General features: G+C 60.5%; 19 protein-coding genes. 9 read left to right on the forward strand and 10 right to left on the reverse strand.

Translation table 11 applies throughout. The annotated features are described in order from the left end of the window. The first annotated feature begins 130 nt into the window (after window positions 1–130). The 3 genes from groES (at window position 131) to FS804_RS06470 (ending at window position 3101) form a co-directional block, all read left to right on the forward strand. Window positions 131–427 carry a co-chaperone GroES gene (gene groES / locus FS804_RS06460; RefSeq protein ID WP_063947705.1) on the forward strand — a complete coding sequence of 99 codons (297 nt, stop codon included), beginning with the start codon at window positions 131–133 and terminating at the stop codon, window positions 425–427. A gap of 73 nt (window positions 428–500) precedes the next feature. Continuing rightward, entirely contained in the window at window positions 501–2135 is a 1635-nt protein-coding gene (groL, locus tag FS804_RS06465; protein ID WP_063947704.1) for a chaperonin GroEL, read from the forward strand. 519 nt (window positions 2136–2654) lie between these two features. After that, window positions 2655–3101, forward strand: coding sequence for a DoxX family protein (locus tag FS804_RS06470; RefSeq protein ID WP_063947703.1), 447 nt, complete (start codon window positions 2655–2657; stop codon window positions 3099–3101). Between the two features lie 62 nt (window positions 3102–3163). Here FS804_RS06470 and hisG read toward each other — a convergent pair whose 3' ends face one another. From hisG to hisS, 4 genes are read right to left on the reverse strand one after another with little or no spacing between them, the layout of a single operon-like run. Continuing rightward, window positions 3164–3856 carry an ATP phosphoribosyltransferase gene (hisG, locus tag FS804_RS06475; RefSeq protein ID WP_063947702.1) on the reverse strand — a complete coding sequence of 231 codons (693 nt, stop codon included), beginning with the start codon at window positions 3854–3856 and terminating at the stop codon, window positions 3164–3166. Then, window positions 3853–4977 (reverse strand): ATP phosphoribosyltransferase regulatory subunit, encoded by a 1125-nt coding sequence (locus FS804_RS06480; protein WP_144575698.1) that lies wholly within the window; start codon window positions 4975–4977, stop codon window positions 3853–3855. Before FS804_RS06480 ends, hisG begins: the two co-directional genes overlap by 4 nt. 16 nt (window positions 4978–4993) lie before the next feature. Then, window positions 4994–5362 (reverse strand): VOC family protein, encoded by a 369-nt coding sequence (locus FS804_RS06485; RefSeq protein WP_144575699.1) that lies wholly within the window; start codon window positions 5360–5362, stop codon window positions 4994–4996. A 4-nt stretch (window positions 5363–5366) separates the two neighbouring features. Further along, window positions 5367–6890, reverse strand: a complete 1524-nt coding sequence (gene hisS / locus FS804_RS06490) for a histidine--tRNA ligase (protein ID WP_144575701.1) — start codon at window positions 6888–6890, stop codon at window positions 5367–5369. Window positions 6891–7125: 235 nt separating this feature from the next. Here hisS and FS804_RS06495 point away from each other — a divergent pair, with 235 nt between their 5' ends. Genes FS804_RS06495 through FS804_RS06505 form a run of 3 tightly spaced genes read left to right on the forward strand, consistent with a single transcriptional unit; the run spans window position 7126 to window position 8377 of the window. After that, entirely contained in the window at window positions 7126–7353 is a 228-nt protein-coding gene (locus FS804_RS06495) for a DUF6290 family protein (protein ID WP_063947698.1), read from the forward strand. Beyond that, window positions 7337–7606 carry a type II toxin-antitoxin system RelE/ParE family toxin gene (locus FS804_RS06500; protein WP_144575703.1) on the forward strand — a complete coding sequence of 90 codons (270 nt, stop codon included), beginning with the start codon at window positions 7337–7339 and terminating at the stop codon, window positions 7604–7606. Before FS804_RS06495 ends, FS804_RS06500 begins: the two co-directional genes overlap by 17 nt. Window positions 7607–7612: 6 nt before the next feature. After that, window positions 7613–8377 carry a hypothetical protein gene (locus FS804_RS06505; protein WP_063947696.1) on the forward strand — a complete coding sequence of 255 codons (765 nt, stop codon included), beginning with the start codon at window positions 7613–7615 and terminating at the stop codon, window positions 8375–8377. A gap of 25 nt (window positions 8378–8402) precedes the next feature. Here the strand turns inward: FS804_RS06505 and FS804_RS06510 are convergent, their stop codons facing one another. Continuing rightward, complete coding sequence (locus tag FS804_RS06510; RefSeq protein ID WP_144575705.1) at window positions 8403–9320, reverse strand: LysR family transcriptional regulator; 918 nt, start codon at window positions 9318–9320, stop codon at window positions 8403–8405. A gap of 81 nt (window positions 9321–9401) precedes the next feature. Between FS804_RS06510 and FS804_RS06515 the strand changes: the two genes are divergently transcribed. After that, window positions 9402–10445 (forward strand): YeiH family protein, encoded by a 1044-nt coding sequence (locus tag FS804_RS06515; RefSeq protein WP_144575707.1) that lies wholly within the window; start codon window positions 9402–9404, stop codon window positions 10443–10445. Window positions 10446–10459: 14 nt separating this feature from the next. Here FS804_RS06515 and FS804_RS06520 read toward each other — a convergent pair whose 3' ends face one another. Then, window positions 10460–10903, reverse strand: a complete 444-nt coding sequence (locus FS804_RS06520; RefSeq protein ID WP_144575709.1) for a hypothetical protein — start codon at window positions 10901–10903, stop codon at window positions 10460–10462. Continuing rightward, the gene (locus tag FS804_RS06525; RefSeq protein WP_144575711.1) at window positions 10900–11529 is read right to left on the reverse strand and encodes a DNA-3-methyladenine glycosylase I; all 630 of its coding nucleotides are present in this window, start codon (window positions 11527–11529) and stop codon (window positions 10900–10902) included. The genes FS804_RS06520 and FS804_RS06525 overlap by 4 nt, the downstream gene beginning before the upstream one ends. Window positions 11530–11763: 234 nt before the next feature. On the opposite strand from FS804_RS06525, the gene FS804_RS06530 reads away from it, so the two are divergent. After that, the gene (locus tag FS804_RS06530) at window positions 11764–12540 is read left to right on the forward strand and encodes a L,D-transpeptidase (RefSeq protein WP_063947691.1); all 777 of its coding nucleotides are present in this window, start codon (window positions 11764–11766) and stop codon (window positions 12538–12540) included. 263 nt (window positions 12541–12803) lie between these two features. Here FS804_RS06530 and glcF read toward each other — a convergent pair whose 3' ends face one another. From glcF to FS804_RS06550, 3 genes are all read right to left on the reverse strand, one after another. Beyond that, a complete protein-coding gene (gene glcF, locus FS804_RS06535; RefSeq protein ID WP_144575713.1) occupies window positions 12804–14108 on the reverse strand; it encodes a glycolate oxidase subunit GlcF in 1305 nt (434 codons plus the stop codon). Between the two features lie 3 nt (window positions 14109–14111). Next, window positions 14112–15326, reverse strand: coding sequence for an FAD-binding protein (locus FS804_RS06540; RefSeq protein ID WP_144575715.1), 1215 nt, complete (start codon window positions 15324–15326; stop codon window positions 14112–14114). A 235-nt stretch (window positions 15327–15561) separates the two neighbouring features. Further along, window positions 15562–16995 (reverse strand): FAD-linked oxidase C-terminal domain-containing protein, encoded by a 1434-nt coding sequence (locus FS804_RS06550; protein WP_144575717.1) that lies wholly within the window; start codon window positions 16993–16995, stop codon window positions 15562–15564. Window positions 16996–17100: 105 nt separating this feature from the next. Here FS804_RS06550 and FS804_RS06555 point away from each other — a divergent pair, with 105 nt between their 5' ends. Next, complete coding sequence (locus FS804_RS06555) at window positions 17101–18000, forward strand: LysR family transcriptional regulator (RefSeq protein WP_144575719.1); 900 nt, start codon at window positions 17101–17103, stop codon at window positions 17998–18000.

Genomic DNA, 18000 nt, shown 5'->3' on the forward strand with positions numbered 1-18000 from the left:
GCAGGGCGTTCTTGACTCCGGGAGAAGCCCTCCTTATCTCGGTTGCGCTGGCACTCGACAAACGAGAGTGCTAACACCCATCAGGCGAGCTGCAAAAGCTCGCGCAGTCATTTGATCGAGGGATTAGACAATGACAAGCACCAATTTCCGCCCGCTTCACGATCGCGTCGTCGTTCGTCGCGTTGAGTCCGAAGAAAAGACCAAGGGTGGCATCATCATTCCCGATACCGCCAAGGAAAAGCCGCAGGAAGGCGAAATCGTCGCCGTCGGTTCCGGCGCGCGCGATGAGTCCGGCAAGGTCGTCGCTCTCGACGTCAAGGCTGGTGACCGCGTTCTGTTCGGCAAGTGGTCCGGCACCGAAGTCAAGATCAACGGCGAAGACCTTCTGATCATGAAGGAAGCCGACATCATGGGCATCATCGGCTGATTTCGGCCAACCCATCCTTCCTTAAATTTCAAGCCGGACCCGGTCCGGCCATTCGAAACCAGGAGTTTTGAACATGGCAGCCAAAGAAGTAAAATTCGGCCGCACAGCGCGCGAAAAGATGCTCAAGGGCGTCGACGTTCTTGCTGATGCAGTGAAGGTAACCCTCGGCCCGAAGGGTCGTAACGTCGTTATCGACAAGTCCTTCGGCGCTCCGCGCATCACCAAGGACGGCGTTTCGGTCGCCAAGGAAATCGAACTGGAAGACAAGTTCGAGAACATGGGCGCACAGCTCGTTCGCGAAGTTGCGTCCAAGACCAACGATATCGCCGGTGACGGCACCACCACCGCGACCGTTCTGGCCCAGGCCATCGTTCGCGAAGGTTCCAAGGCAGTTGCTGCCGGCATGAACCCGATGGACCTGAAGCGCGGTATCGATCTGGCCGTTGCTGAAGTCGTCAAGGACCTTCAGGCCAAGGCCAAGAAGATCAACACGTCTGAAGAAGTTGCACAGGTCGGCACGATCTCTGCAAACGGCGAGCGTCAGATCGGTCTCGACATTGCTGAAGCAATGCAGAAGGTTGGCAACGAAGGCGTCATCACCGTTGAAGAAGCCAAGACCGCTGAAACCGAACTCGAAGTCGTTGAAGGCATGCAGTTCGACCGCGGCTACCTGTCGCCCTACTTCGTGACCAACCCTGAAAAGATGGTTGCGGACCTCGAAGACGCCTACATTCTTCTGCACGAAAAGAAGCTCTCGAACCTCCAGGCCATGCTCCCGGTTCTCGAAGCTGTCGTTCAGACCGGCAAGCCGCTCGTCATCATCGCTGAAGACGTCGAAGGCGAAGCCCTTGCAACGCTCGTCGTCAACAAGCTGCGTGGCGGCCTCAAGATCGCTGCCGTCAAGGCTCCTGGCTTCGGCGACCGCCGCAAGGCCATGCTGGAAGACATCGCCATCCTGACCGGTGGTACCGTCATTTCCGAAGACCTCGGCATCAAGCTCGAAAACGTTACCCTCGACATGCTCGGCAAGTCGAAGAAGGTTTCGATCTCCAAGGAAAACACCACGATCGTTGACGGCGCCGGCCAGAAGTCCGACATCGAAGGTCGTGTTGCCCAGATCAAGGCCCAGATCGAAGAAACCACCTCCGACTACGACCGCGAAAAGCTGCAGGAACGTCTTGCCAAGCTCGCTGGCGGCGTTGCCGTCATCCGCGTCGGCGGTTCGACGGAAGTCGAAGTGAAGGAAAAGAAGGACCGCATCGACGACGCTCTCAACGCGACGCGCGCTGCCGTTCAGGAAGGCATCGTGCCTGGTGGTGGCGTGGCTCTGCTGCGTTCGTCCACGAAGATCACCGCCAAGGGTGAAAACGACGATCAGGAAGCCGGTATCAACATCATCCGCCGCGCGCTGCAGGCTCTGGTTCGCCAGATTGCAGACAATGCAGGTGACGAAGCTTCCATCGTTGTCGGCAAGATCCTCGAGAAGAACGAAGACAACTACGGCTACAACGCCCAGACCGGCGAATATGGCGACCTGATCCAGCTCGGCATCGTCGACCCGGTCAAGGTTGTTCGCACGGCTCTGCAGAACGCAGCTTCGGTTGCTTCCCTGCTGATCACCACCGAAGCCATGATCGCCGAGCTTCCGAAGAAGGACGCTCCGATGCCGGCAATGCCGGGCGGCGGCATGGGCGGCATGGACTTCTAATCAGTCCTGTCACCGGAATAAGGAAAGGGCGGTCTTCGGATCGCCCTTTTTCGTTTGCTGCCGGTGGATATTGGTCGCTTTTGAGACAGACCCAATGGCGCGCTGCAATCAGCCGCAAATTGGAAGATTACTGACGGTTATGCGGGCGGGATGACTATTTATCGAACGTCCGCGCAAGCGGTTTCCACCTTTCTGAGGGCCGTTGTCTAGTTGCACCGACCGGCCGCTTCGGGTTTGATGTCCGGCAGGCACGTTCGCCTGCGGCTGGCGGAAAAACTTGCGCCTTCCGGCTTTCAGGATCAGGAGCAAGGTCGGGTCACCGGGCTTTTCCTGTTTCCGCGCCTGGAGCGACGTTGCTTCTATTCTTGAGCCCGTCCAACGCGGAGGACTTGACCGTTCACAAAATGAAGACAAATTGTCTCCTATTGTTCATCTTTCTGGGCGAATGATTTTCCGTCATTGATATCTCCAGACATTGCCCCAAACCGGCGACACGCCGATCAATTACCGGAGATTTCCATGTCCAGCAGCCAGAACGTTCTCGTTCTTATTGCCCGTATCCTGCTTTCCTTCATCTTCATCTATTCCGGCTTTGGCAAGCTGACTGATCCGGCCGGTACGGCTGGCATGATCGCCGGCGCCGGCATGCCTGCCGCAACCGCGCTCGCCTATCTGGCAGGTCTTTTCGAACTCGTGACCGGTCTTGCCATTCTCGCCGGTTTCCAGACGAAGATCGCCGCCTGGGCTCTGGCCGTCTTCTGCGTCTTCACCGGCCTCGTCTTCCACAGCGGCACCGTTGCCGTTCCCGGCTGGCCTGACCCGGCTCTCGGCTGGATCAATGCGCTGAACGGCATCATGCTGATGAAGAACATTACCCTCGCCGGCGCTTACATCCTGCTCGCTGCCTTCGGCCCCGGCGCCTATTCCGTCGATGCGAAGCGCGGTGTTGCTCTGGCCCACGCCTGATCCGAATAGACCATCAACAAAAAGGCCGCCGGAGCGATCCGGCGGCTTTTTTTGTTTAGTTCTCAGACCGCCGCTTTGATGCGGGACGCGATCTCTTGCACCGCCGCATTACCTTCATGCTCCGGCTTGCGGGCGCGGACAAAACAGGCTTCCGAACGAACGATGATGCCGTCGGAGAGAATTTTCAGGTGATTAGCTTTCAGGGTCGAACCCGTAGAGGTGATATCGACGATGATATCCGCCTGCCCCGCCGCCGGCGCGCCTTCGGTGGCGCCGAGGCTTTCGACGATCCTGTAAAGCTGAATGCCATGCTGGCGCGAAAAGAACTGCTGCGTCAGCCGCCAGTATTTGGTTGCGATGGCCAGCCTTCTGCCATGGCGGGCGCGGAATTCCGAAGCGACATCACCGAGATCGGCCATGCTGTCTACATCCAGCCAGATTTCCGGCACAGCGACCACGACATCGGCATGGCCGAAACCGAGACGGGCGCAAAATTCCACCTGCGCATCGGCATTGGTCAGGCCCTCACGCACCAGATCTTCCCCGGTCACGCCGAAATCCACCGTGCCGGCACCGATCTCGCGGGCGATCTCGGAGGCCGACAGGTAGGCGATCTCGATATCGTCGCGACCTTCGACGCGGCCGCGATAGGAACGATCATTGCCGACGGCCGCGACTTTCAGCCCGGCGCGTTCGAGAACAGCGGAGGAGTCTTCCTTCATCCGGCCCTTGGAGGGCAATGCGATGGTGATCATGGCTTACTCCCGCGCACCGTTTCGATGCGATCCAGCCAGAGCGAGAAGCCCACGGCCGGTATTTTTTCCTGTGCGCCGAGCAGCGTCAACAGCCGGTCGAAACGGCCGCCACCCGCGAGAACACTGTCTCCACCCGCTTCCATCACCTCGAAAACAAGGCCGGTATAATAGTCCAGCGGGCGACCGAAGGCCGCGCCATAGGTGACGGTTTCGAGGTCAACGCCAGCGTTCGAAAGAGCCGCGACACGTTTGTCGAAAGCGGAAAGCGCCCCATCCAGTTTCAGCTTCGCCTTTGTGGCAAAATCCGCCAGAACCTGCGAGGCCTGCGGTAGAGGCGCCTTCAGAGCGAGGAACTGCTTCAGCAGCGCAAAACTGTCATCCGGCAGACGTGTCGCCGCAAGGGCCAGTTTTTCCCTGAGGCGGCGGGCGATTTCCTGTGGCGAGCGGCTTGCATTGGTGGAATAGCCGGTCTCCTGCATCACCGTGTCGAGATAATCGACCAGCACCGCCTCATCCCCGGTCGCCAATAGTCCGGCGACGCGGGCGTCCAGCCCGGTCATCGGCTTCGGATGCACAAGGCTTTCCAGCAGCGCATCGAGCTGCGCCATATCGCCGAAGGCCTGCACCAGCCGCTTCTGCCAGCCGAGCGGCAGGCCGAGGGCCGCCACCACCGCCTCGAACACCTGCTGGTCGCCCAGCGTGACGGCAAGCGCCCGACCCGGCAGCAGACGCCGCAGTATCCCGGTGGCATCGATGACCGCACGCGCATCGGCGGCGGCGATATCGGTGTCACCGAGATCCTCGATACCAGCCTGATAAAACTCATTCGCGCCCTCACGGCGCTGACGGAAGACTTCACCGAGATAGGAATAACGCTTCGGCGTGCCGGTGGCGGTCTCGATATGGCGCAGACAGACGGGGATGGTGAATTCGGGTCGCAGGCAGAGGCTTGTCCCCGTCTCGCTCTCGGTCATGAAGATACGGCGGCGCAGATCCTCGCCTGCCATATCCAGAAACGGTTCAGCGGGCTGGATCACAGGCGTGTTCACGCGGCTCGTACGGCGCGCAGCGAATTCTTCCAGTAGCTCTCCGGCAAATTCCGGCATGTCGATCAGGGGCATGGAACGGTACTTTTCGTCACGGTTCGAGCGGCTGCATCATTTCGATGCGGTTTCCGAAGGGATCATGGACATAAAACCGGTGATACCCTTCCAGCGGCTCATCCTCAACCACATGGCAGCCCGCTGTTTCAAGTGTTTTTCGCAAGGTTGCGAGATCATCGACCAGAAACGCCGGATGGGCTTTTTTCGCCGGTCGGAAATCCTGCTCGACGCCCAGGTGCAGTTTTGTCGAACCCCGGCTGAACCAACAGCCGCCGCGCGCACCCAGATTGACAGGTTTTGCCTGCTCCGCAAAGCCGAGCAGGCTGCCGTAAAAAGCCCGCGCCTCTTCTTCGCGGCCGGCTGGCATCGCCAGTTGAACATGGTCGAGCGCAAGGATTCCCATGGCTTCAGCGCCCTTCGGTGGCGCGGCGAACGTCCTCTGCCTGATGCTCCAGAATCTCGCGGACCTTTGCCACCAGCTCGGCCTCCGGCACGCTGACCTGGGCCACACGCGCCTCGCGCCAGCTGGCATTGTCCTCGATCTCGCCGGAGAGGCGCTTGCCCTCGATCAGGTCCTTGATCTGCACCACGCCTTCGGCGCGCTCGTCACCGCCCTGAATAATGGCGATGGGGGAGCCGAGGCGGTCGGCATATTTCAGCTGGTTGCCGAATTTCTTCCAGTTGCCCTGGTACATTTCGGCGCGGATGCCTTCAGCGCGCAACGCCTGCGTGAAGCGCTGGTAACGGCCCATGCTCTCCACATCACCATCCATGACGGTGATGAGAACAGGAGCGAGCGGCTTGACCTGTCCGAGCTTGCCGAGGTTCTTGAGCGCCGTCATCAGCCGAGAAACGCCAATGGAGAAGCCCGTGGCCGGAACCGGCTGGCCCATGAAGCGCGAAACGAGGCCGTCGTAACGACCGCCGCCGCCGACGGATCCGAACACGACCTTTTCGCCCTTTTCATTGGTGACGTCGAAGGTGAGCTCGGCCTCATAGACCGGGCCGGTGTAATATTCGAGGCCGCGCACGACTGAGGGGTCGATCTTGATGCGATCAGCGCCGTATCCGGCACTGGTGACCAGAGCGCCGATGGTGTTCAGCTCATCAACGCCTTCCTCACCTTTCGAGGTGCCCGCAACCAGTTTCGCAAGATCATCGGCGCTCGCCGTATAATCCTTGATGCCAACGAAAAACAGGACCTTTTCGATCTGCTCGTCACCGAGACCGGCACCCTTGGTAAAGTCACCGGACTCGTCCTTGCGGCCGGGACCGAGCAGCAGCTTCACGCCTTCCGGGCCGAACTTGTCGAGCTTGTCGATGGCGCGCAGCACGTTCAGACGACGACCGGCATTCTCCTCGCCGCCGAGACCGATGGCTTCCATGACGCCGTCGAGCACTTTGCGGTTGTTGACTCGGATGACATAGTCGCCGCGCTTGATGCCAAGCGCTTCCAGCGTATCTGACATCATCATGCACATTTCGGCATCGGCCTGCACGCCGGCTGCACCCACCGTATCAGCATCGAACTGCATGAACTGCCGGAAGCGGCCAGGGCCGGGCTTTTCGTTGCGGAAGACGTAACCGGCGCGATAGGTGCGGTATGGCAGCTGGATTTCGTTGAAGTTCTCAGCGACATGACGGGCGAGCGGTGCGGTCAGATCGTAGCGCAGGCTCATCCACTGGTCGTCGTCATCCTGCAGCGAAAACACACCTTCGTTCGGGCGGTCGCTATCGGGCAGGAACTTGCCGAGCGCATCGGTATATTCGAACTGCGGCGTTTCAATCGGGTCGAAGCCATAGAGCTCATAAACCCTGCGGATCTTGTCGATCATCTCGTTGGTGGCATGGATATCGGCAGCCGAGCGGTCCACGAAGCCACGCGGCAGGCGGGCTTTCAGTTTCTGAGGCTTTTTTGCTTTTTCGCTCATGATGCCGATCCGATATTTTCCTGGAATTATGCCGGTGTTAAAGCGCGCCGCGCTTTAAATTCTGTTTTTTACGCATGTCTTTGTCCCAAAACCGCTGCGCACTTTTGGGAGAAATGCTTTAGAGGATGAAGCCCGGTGCGGCAAGCCGCAAAGGCTCCGGTTTTACTGGCTTCTGAAAGCAAGCGATGCTATGTGGGATGCGTGTATCCCGCTTCAGTCGGAAAGGACGCGAGCAATGAGCAAACAGACGGCCATCCGCCTGCCGGACGAGACCTATGAGCGGCTGAAAGCGCTGTCTGAGCGCACCGGCCGCACATCCGCCTATTATATCCGCGAGGCGATCGAGAAACATATTGAGGATATGGAAGACCTCTATCTTGCCGAAGAGGCAACGCGGCGCATCCAGCGCGGAGAATCGAAGGTTATAAGCGCCGAGGAGTTCTGGCGTGATCTGGACAATTGAATATCACACGCTTGTCCAGAAAGAGATGCGTAAGATAAATCCGGAAGTGCGCCGGCGTATCCGCAGCTTTCTCCATGAAAGGCTGGCGGCGCTGGACGACCCGCGCCAAACCGGCGCGGCCCTTCAGGGTTCCGAACTCGGGAATTTCTGGCGCTACCGGGTGGGAGACTACCGCATCATCTGCGATATACAGGACCACAAGCTGGTCGTGCTGGTGGTCGAAATCGGCCATCGTCGCGAAATTTACCGTTAGGCATTCATGATCCTCGAAGCCCTGCAATATGCCGCCACCCGCGCGGTTACGCCGAAAGAATTCCGGCCGCATATCCGCTATTCCGTCAATCTCTGGGCACGCGCCAACCGCTGCGCCGCCGCCTGGGCGGAGCATGAAAACAACAGCCGGCAATTCCTGCTGCAATCGGCGCGAAGGCTGAAGCAGAGGCGGACGGCCGTGGTGCTGGGGTCCGGCCTGCTGCGGGATGTGCCCTATGATGCGCTGGTAGCGATGTTCGATACCGTCGTTCTGGTCGATCTGGTGCATCTGGCCAGCGTGCAGGCGAAGCTACGTTTCAATGCCAAGAAAAACGTCCGAATCGCCAATCGCGATCTCTCCGGATTCGATGATCTCATGGCCGGACGACCGGCGGAACCGCTCGATTTCCTGCGGCGCGTGCCCTATCTCGATTTTGTCGTCTCGGCCAACCTGCTGTCGCAGATCGGCACCGGTGCGCGGCACCGGCTGGAGCGGGAGACATTTACGAACGCGCCTGATGATCTCATGCCAAGGCTCATTCACACGCATCTCGATGCGCTGGCCGGTCTGCCCTGCAAGGTCTGTCTGGTGACGGACACGGCCTTCGACGTCATCGGCAAGGATGAAAGCGTTCAGCAGCACGAAGATTTGATGCATGGCGTCGAGATTAACGCACCTGCTGTCGCGTGGGACTGGCCGCTCGCGCCCTTCGGGGAGGAAAGTCGGGATTATCGCATCGTGCATCATGTCATTGCGCGGGAAATGACATGATCGTCACCCGCCTTGCCTCTGCGTTCTACAACCCCGCAAGACCGGCCTTGTAGTCCTCCGACGCCGCCCGGCTGAGGCGCTCCAATTCCATCGCCGCCCGGCTGGTGTGGCGTTCCTTGTGGCGCAACAAAGCGAAATTGCGGGCGGGTAGATCGATACCTGAGCGGACCAGCAGTCCCTGCCGCAGGAACAGGGATGCGACGGAGGACGAGACGGCGGTTGCCGCACCGCCGGAACGCGCCGCCATCACCACCGCCTCATTGGATGGCAATTCCAGCATGACGGACAACTCCGCGGGGTCCACCCCCATCTGCCGCACCGCCGCCTCAAAGGCGGAGCGCGTGCCGGAGCCCTGCTCACGCAACACCCATGACGTGCCATGGAGCATGTCCAGCGCGGTGAGATACCGACCGTCGGCAAAGGGATGGGCCGAACCGGTGACGACCAGCAGTTTGTCCGACACAACGGGCTGCACCATCAGAGCGGGCTCGTCGATCTTCCCTTCGATGAAACCGACCTCCGCCAGCCCCTCCAGCACGGCCTGCGTTACCGTCCTGGTATTGCCGATATCCAGCCGGACCGTGACGCCGGGATAGAGTTTTTTGAACTGCATCAGGATCGGCGGCAGCCAGTAGCTCGCGATGGTCTGGCTGGCGCAGACGGTGATTTCGCCCCGCGTCAGCCCGCCCATTTCCGAGAGGATCAATTCGGCATTGCGCACACGCGCCAGCGTGGCCCTGGCTTCGCCTAGAAACGCACGGCCACTTTCGGTCAGCTCGATATTGCGGCCGACGCGGTGGAACAACTCGACATTATAAAAGGCTTCAAGATTTTTGATGGCGGAGCTGACGGCGGAGGCTGTCAAACCGATGGCTTCGGCGGCCCTTGTCAGATGCTCGCGTTCGGCAACAGCGATGAAGATGCGGAGTTGTTCAAAGGTCATCGTCATTCATTCGATTTTATCGAACGATATATGCCATATTATTTGATGGAATAAAACAGGCAGCTGCGGCATGGTTTGCCCATGGCACACCATCGCACCCTCGCCCATCCCGTCCAATTTTCGCTTCGCTGGCTAACCCCGCTTTTGCCGGGAATTGTCATCTGCGGAGCGGTCAGCTGTGCCGCCATTCTGGCAGAGCGCTTTCAGGTGCAGCTTGCGGGCCACGCATGGCTTGGCGATCTGGTGCTTGCCATTCTGATCGGCACGCTTGTGCGTTCACTGGTGTCGCTGCCTTCAGTCGCTTCGGCCGGCATTAAATTCAGCGCAAAGACACTGCTTGAAATCGCGGTGGCGCTTCTTGGCGCGTCTCTCAGCCTCTCCATCCTCAAGGGCGCCGGCGGTCTGCTGATTGGCGGCATTGCGCTGATCGTGGCGCTGTCGCTTGTCGTCAGCTATGCCGCCGGGCGGATGCTGGGCCTGCCGCCCAGGCTCGCGACGCTGATTGCCTGCGGTAATTCCATCTGCGGCAATTCCGCCATAGCAGCTGCGGCGCCCGCCATCGGCGCGAAACCAGAAGACGTCGCCGCCTCGATCGCCTTCACTGCCGTTCTCGGTGTCGTCGCCGTGCTTTTGATGCCGTTCCTGCCACAGCTGCTCGGGCTTGATGCCACCCAATACGGCATTTTCGCCGGGCTCACGGTTTATGCCGTGCCGCAGGTGCTGGCCGCGACCGCACCGCTTGGAGCCGTGGCCGTGCAGACGGGCACCATCGTCAAGCTCATCCGCGTGCTGATGCTGGGACCTGTGATTGCCGCCCTTTCCGTTATCCACGGCCGGTCGGACACGGGAGGCCTCAAGCTTCAGCAGATGGTTCCGTGGTTCATCGTCGGTTTCATTCTGATGATCATGGCCCGCTCCTTCGGCCTTATCCCCGGGGTCCTGCTCTCTCCTATCGCCTCGGTCTCCAACATCCTCACCATCATGTCGATGGCAGCTCTGGGTCTGTCGGTCGATATTCGTAGCCTGCGCCATGCCGGCGGCAAGGTCATCATCGCGGCAAGCCTGTCGCTGCTGCTGCTGGGAATTCTGAGCTTCGGTCTGATCGTGTTGACCCAGACGGCCTGACTTGAGGTCGACCGTTATTTCCCCGCGCTGACCGTTAGAGTGTAATGCGCCCCCAGCCCGCGGCGCGGCGAACCCAGAATGAGCGTCGGGCGGATGAGCCACTCCGTGTCAGCTTTCGGCGTCAAAGTCGCAATCTTGCCCTGGGAATCGCTGAAGAAGATCGCATCCTCATCCGGCGTCGAAAAATCGAATATCGCCATCAGAACGAATTCGCTGGAGGCGGCAAGCTCGATCTTCACCGTCTCACCCGCCTTCACCTTCAGGCGATAGACATCGCCGCGTCCGCGCCGGGTCCAGCCATCGAGCTTCAGCGGTCCGGCAGGCGGCAGCGCCACTTCTTTCAGCCTTTCGCCATCGTCGAGCCAGATGCCGTCGACATTGCGTGCTTCGGCAAAGGATGGATGTGGCAGCACGGCGACAGACATCGTGAGCGCCAGGAGAAGGGCGGTTACCTTCATGGACGTACAAACTCCCGCCGCATGACCTCTATCGGCTGGCGGCAATGACAGCCTTCGATATGATCGTTGACCATACCCATGGCCTGCATGAATGCATAGACGGTTGTCGGGCCGACGAAGGTCCAGCCCCGCTTTTTCAGATCCTTGGAAAGACGGATGGATGCGGCGCTGGTGGGGTTGGCCCTTAACGTCGCATAGTCCAGCCTTTGCGGCCTTTCTGCGGCGGAGGGTTCGAAGCCCCAGAAATATCGGGCGAGCGAGCCGAACTCATCGCGCAATAGCACGGCGCGGCGGGCATTGTTGATGGTCGAAACGATCTTGCCGCGATGGCGGATGATGCCCTTGTCAGCAAGGCAACGCTCGATATCGGCCTCCTTGAACTCCGCCACTTTTTCGAACTCGAAATTGGCGAAGGCACGACGAAAGGCCTCGCGCTTGCGCAGGACCGTCAGCCAGGAAAGGCCGGATTGAAACCCTTCGAGGCAAATCTTCTCGAACAGGCGGCGATCATCGGTGACGGGATAGCCCCATTCCTCGTCGTGATAACGGCTGTAATCGTCCAGCCCCTGTTGCCAGAAGCACCGGACAAGGCCGTCAGCCCCCGTTTCAAGTCCCGCTTCAACCATTCCTGAAACCACCCTTTTTCACCACCGTCCGCAGGCGCGCAACGAGCTCACTTACCACTCATTCACCACGTTTCAAAACCGCCTGCTAACCCTAGAATCAGCTTTCTTTAATCAAGCGCTTTTTAATGAACAGCCATTTACGATTCGCTGGCGTCAAGGTGCGAACGTGTCCGGCAAAGCGGGAGAATTCCCGCAGGTGCATAGTTGCGAAATCCCGCAGAGAGAGTCCACCCGATGACGATGAAGTCCGTTTTTCTGGCGCTGAGCCTCGTTTCCACCCTCGCCGTACCGGCGGCGATCGCCAATGAACGGTATCGCGAGCGTCCGCCGGTCGTCGTCAGCCCGGACCTCTCCGCGCCCTGGGTCACTCAGCTCGGTGGCCGCGGCAACGTTCGCCCCGTCGTCTATCCGCGCGCACCTGCCGCACGCCAGCCGTTCTTCCAGCAGCGTCAAACGGCCATGCCGCAGCGCCCCAGTTCCGGCGTCACATCACAACGCCCGGCGCGGGTGCAGAATGCAGCGGTCCGTCCCAATGCACCGGTGCGCACCCAGATCGCGCCGCAATTCCTGCCGCAGATCGTGACCTACCAGACCACACAAAAGCCCGGCACCATTGTCATCGATACGCCGAACCGCTTCCTTTATCTCGTGCTTGCCGATGGCAAGGCTCGGCGTTACGGCGTCGGCGTCGGCAAGCCCGGTTTCGAATGGGCCGGAACACACAAGGTGACCCGCAAGGCGGAATGGCCGAGCTGGACACCGCCGAAGGAAATGATCACCCGCGAGGCCGCCAAGGGCCATTACCTGCCGGCGTTCATGGAGGGCGGCCCGGCCAACCCGATGGGCGCGCGCGCCATGTATCTCGGCTCGACGCTTTACCGCATCCACGGCACAAACCAGCCCTGGACAATCGGCAGCAACAATTCTTCCGGTTGCATCCGCATGCGCAATGAGGATGTCACCGATCTTTACGAGCGCGTGAACGTCGGAACCACCGTCATAGTGATATGATGGCAACGGTGGCGTTAATATGCCTGCCTGCAGCCGCCATGGCAGCGCGTCACGCTTGAATTGTCGTCCCGGAGCGATACAATCGCTACTAGATTGATTTTGCGAGACTTGGCGGGGGACGCCAGGCGCCGGACCTCTCTTAAGGGATGATGGAACGGCCTTGAAACGGGTGGTCAACTGACCGCCCGTTTTTCGTTTTAGGCCAAAGTTTTCCAGTAGATAGCGAAGCCCGGCTCGCAGAAGAGACAAAGGGAAACGCAGGGCTAAAGGGCCGAAAGCCTCGCCGGCTTCGGACCGCCATAGGCCCAGTCCAGCAGCTCTACCGTGTGCAAGATGGGCATATCCGTGCCGGTTCCGATCTGCGTGATGCAGCCGATATTCCCTGTCGCGATGACATCCGCCCGCGTGGCCTCAATATTTTTCACCTTGCGCGCCTTCAGCTTTGCCGAAATCTCCGGCTGCAGGATGTTGTAAGTTCCAGCCGAGCCGCAGCACAGGTGCCCTTCCGCCGGATCACGCACGGTGAAACCCGCAGCCTTCAGCAATTGCTTCGGCGCCATCGTGATTTTCTGGCCATGCTGCATGGAACAGGCGGAGTGATAGGCGATCGTCAGGCCCTGGTTCTGCCTTTGGGGCAGATCAAGCGAGGCGAGGTATTCGGTAACGTCCTTCGCAAGCGCGGAGACTCGTGCGGCCTTTTCGGCATAGGCCGGATCGAGCCGCAGCATGTGGCCGTAATCCTTGATGGTGGTGCCGCAGCCGGAAGCGGTGATGATGATGGCGTCCAAGCCGCCATGCTCCATCTCCCGTGTCCAGACATCCACATTGCGCCGCGCCGAAGCCAGCGCCTGCTCCTCCCGGCCCATGTGGTGCACCAGCGAGCCGCAGCAGCCCTCACCCTTCGGCACTACGACCTCAACACCAAGCCGCGCGAGCAGGCGCAGGGTCGCCTCGTTGATGCCGGGGTCGAGCACGGGCTGGGCGCAACCGGTGAGTATGGCGACGCGCCCGCGCTTTTCACCGTCGGCTGGTCTCACGCCCGGGCTTGCGGATGCGGAAGTCGCCGGAATGGAGGCAGGTGCAAGGGCGAGCATGGATTGCAGAGGCTTTAGCGCCGGTGCTTTGGCGAACAATCCGGCAAAAGGCCGCGCCATGCGAGCGAGATGCAGGGCAAGGCGGAAACGGGTGGGGTGCGGCAGGATGGCAACCAGCAGATTCCGGATCAACCGATCCCAAAAGGGGCGCTTGTATGTCTGTTCGATATGGGTGCGGGCATGATCGATCAGATGCATGTAGTCCACGCCGGAGGGACAGGTGGTGGTGCAGGCAAGGCAGGAAAGACAGCGGTCGATATGGGTGACGACCTCCCGGTCAGCCGGACGGCTGTTTTCCAGCATGTCCTTGATGAGGTAGATGCGGCCGCGCGGGCTGTCCAGCTCGTTGCCAAGCGTGACATAGGTGGGACAGGTGGCGGTGCAGAAGCCGCAATGCACACATTTGCGCAGGATTTTTTCGGATTCCGCCACATGCGGATCGGCCAGTTGCTCAGGCGTGAAGGATGTTTGCATGGTTCAGACGGCCCTTTCCGTCGTCACGGCCATCTTGCCGGGATTGAAGATGCTCACGGGATCGAGCTTCTCCTTGATACGCGCGGAAAGCAGCGCCTCCGCCGCCGGGCGCGGTTCGAAGGCCGCGACTTTGGCGCGCACAGCATCGCTCGCCCTAACCAGCGTGGCATGGCCGCCGCCGAGCGCACGGATGGCGCCGCGCAGCAGATCGGCTTCGGGATCCGCCTCCATCTGCATCCAGACCAGGCCGCCCTGCCAGTCATAGAAGGCGTCGATGCCCGCCTCCAGGCGCAGCGCAGCAACAAGCTGGTGACCCATCGAAGGCGCTACCGAGACTTTCCACAGCGGCTTGGCGGCTTGACCGGCATAGGGCGCGACGTCCCGGACCTGCCGCCACAAAAGGCCGCTTTCCTCGCCCTCCAGCAGCGCCCAGGGTCCGACACGATCCATGACCGACAGGAGTTTCGCCGTGCGGGCCTCCACCGAAGCGGCAAGGCCTTCCAGACGCAGAATGGTAGCCGGCCCTTCCGGCAAGGCGCCATCGATAAAGCGGGAACGCACGCTTTCAGGCAGATGCGCGGCACCGGAGACCTCGACGCTCATGGCCATTGCCGCCGCCATGATGCGTGTCGCCGCCTCGTCATCAAGACCGGATACGACAACGGTTTTTTCGACGGGCGGTTTCGGCAATATGCGGAACGTGACTTCGATGAGGAAACCCAGCGTGCCGAAAGAGCCCGCGAGAAACTTCGACAGATCGAGACCGGTGACATTCTTCATCACCCGGCCGCCGGCCTTGATGATCTCGCCGTTACCATTGACGAAACGGACGCCCAAAAGGCTGTCGCGCGCCGCGCCCGCCACATACCGGCGCGGACCGGAAACATTGGCGGCGAAGACGCCGCCGATGGTCGGTTCGCCATGGGTGCCCATGATCGGGCGATGGTCCATCGGCTCGAAGGCCATCATCTGGCGGTTTTCCGCCAGGGCCGCTTCGACCGTTGCGAGCGGGGTGCCGGCCCTGACGGTCATGACCATTTCGGCTGGTACATAGGAAACGATACCGTTCATAGCACGGGAGGTCAGCGCGGTCTCCGCCGCCACCGTATTGCCGAAACCGGAGCGAGTGTTGCCGCCGAAAATTTTCAGCGGGGTCTTGCGGACGGCATGATCGCGGACGATGTCCGCGACCTGGGTTTCTGCATAGGGGGTCAGCATGGGGTGCGCTCCGAGCAAGAGATAGCGAGGTTTGCGCAAGCGATACCCCCCTCTGCCCTGCCGGGCATCTCCCCCACAGGTGGGGAGATCGACTCGCGGCGACGCCGCGCGTTTCTCTGCGGTCGAGATAGAGCGACGCGAGCGCATCTTGCCGATTTCCCTCCTTGTGGGGGAGATGCCCGACAGGGCAGAGGGCGGTAAGCCACACCCACCATCGTCACAAAACTCACACCCATCATCCCCTCCCCTCCAGCGGAAACACCTTGGATGGGTTCATCAGCCAGCCCTCGTCAAAAGCCGCGCGCACAGCCATCTGTTGGGCAAGATCGGTCTCGCCATATTGGTGGCGCATCAAATCCCGTTTTTCGATGCCGACACCATGCTCACCGGTGAGACAGCCGCCCGCATCGACGCAGAGCTTCAAAATCTCGTTGCCTGCTTCTTCCGCACGGGCCGCATCGTCAGGGTCGTTGGCGTTGAACAGGATCAGCGGGTGCATGTTGCCGTCCCCGGCATGGAAGACATTGGCGACGCGCAGGCCGAGGCGATCGGTGATTTCACTCGTCTTTTTCAAGACGTAAGAAAGCTGGGAAAGCGGCACCGTTCCGTCCATGCAGATGTAATCCGCAATGCGGCCCGTTGCTCCGAAAGCGGATTTCCGGCCTTTCCAGATCGCCGCCGCCTCCATGGCCGACTGGCACTCCTTCACCGTCTTCACGCCGTGTTTTCTGGCGATAGTGACGATATCGGAGAGCATGGCGTCCATTTCCGCCTCGGAGCCTTCGACTTCGACGATCAGAAGCGCGCCGACGTCAAGCGGGTAGCCTGCCTTGGCGAAGGCCTCGCAGATTTCGATCGCCGGTTTGTCCATGAACTCGATGGCAACAGGGATGATGCCTGCACCAATGATATCCGCAACGCAGGAGCCCGCTTCCTCGGAGGTTTCGAAGCCAAACAGCACCGGGCGTGCGCCCTCCGGCTTGGCGATAAGGCGCACCGTCGCCTCCGTCACGATACCGAGCTGGCCTTCCGAGCCGCAGACAAGCGCGAGCAGGTCGTAACCTGCAGCATCCAGATGCTTGCCGCCCAGCTCCAGCACCGTGCCATCCACCAGCACCATCTTGACGCCAAGCAGATTATTGGTGGTGACACCGTATTTCAGGCAATGCGCGCCACCGGAATTCATGCCGATATTGCCGCCGATGGTGCAGGCAAGCTGCGAGCTGGGGTCGGGTGCATAAAAGAACCCCTCCGCGCCGGCGGCATCGGAGATGGAGAGATTGGTGACGCCCGCCTGCATCCGCGCCGTGCGGTTATAAAAATCAAGCTCAAGGATCGCGCTCATCTTTGAAAGCCCGATCACCACGGCGTCTTCTTGCGGGATTGCGCCGCCGGAAAGCGAGGTGCCGGCGCCGCGCGGCACCACCGGAATGCCCGAGCGATAGCAATATGTCATGACCGCCGCCACCTCCTCCGTCGTTCTCGGCAAAGCGACGGCGAGCGGCAGACGGCGATAGGAAACGAAAGCATCGGTTTCGAAAGGCACGAGTTCGCGGGCCTCATGCACAAGACAGTCGTCTAGCAGGATGGCCTTGAGGTCGGCAATGATGCGGTCGCGTTGCGCGACGACCTGAGCGCGCGGCTCCAGAAACTTAATAGGCTGCGTCACCGCCGCTCCTCCGTGCCGATAACTGGTATTGTTTCTTTACCACTTTGAGGCCGCGCAATCAAATGGTATGGATTTTTTCTATTCTGGAAACAATCGGGGGCAACTATGACAAATCTGGGTGACCTGGAAGTCTTCGCAAGCGTCGCCGCCTCCGGCAGCATGTCGCTCGCCGCCAAGGAACTGGGCTATTCGCCCGCCGTCATTTCCAAACGCGTTAAACGGCTGGAGGAAAAGCTCGGCGCCCGACTGTTCCAGCGCACCACCCGACAAATCTCTCTGACTGAAGCGGGACAAGGCTTTTACGAGCGGGTGCTGGCTGTTCTCGAAGGCCTTGAAGAGGCCGAGGATTTTGTGTCCGGCCGGGCCAATACCGTCAACGGCACGCTGAAGGTTTCCGCCCCTACCTCCTTCGGGCGCATGCATATCGCGCCACATTTGAAGGGCTTCATGGAGCGGCATCCTGATCTCTCGGTCAATCTGGTGCTCAGCGACGAGTTCATCGATATCATCGAAGGCGGTTACGATCTGGCGATCCGCATTGCCGATCTCAATTCCTCGAGCCTTGTCGCTCGCAGGCTGGCGCCAGTGCGACGTGTGCTCTGTGCCTCGGCTGATTATGTTGCCGCGCACGGCATGCCCCTGACAATCGAGGATCTGAAGAAACACCGCTGCCTGCCCGCGCATAATAACGACGTCTGGCGGCTGGAGGGGCCGGGCGGCGCGCTCAGCATTCGCCCGGAGGGCATGCTGGTCACCAATTCGAGCGAGGTGATCCGCGAAGCCGTTATATCAGGGCTTGGCATCGCGCTGCGTTCGACATGGGATATCGGCCATGAGTTGCGCAGCGGAAAGCTGGTGCAGGTTCTGCCTGAATATGAGGGCTCGCGCAACGTGACGCTGTCTGCGGTCTACCCCAGCCGGCAGTTTCTGCCGGCAAAGGTGCGGCTGTTCATCGATTATCTCGCCGGACTCTACGGGCCTTCACCCTATTGGGAGCAGGGTTGA

Source organism: Agrobacterium sp. DE0009 (assembly GCF_007680755.1).
GTDB classification, from domain to species: Bacteria; Pseudomonadota; Alphaproteobacteria; order Rhizobiales; family Rhizobiaceae; genus Agrobacterium; species Agrobacterium tumefaciens_B.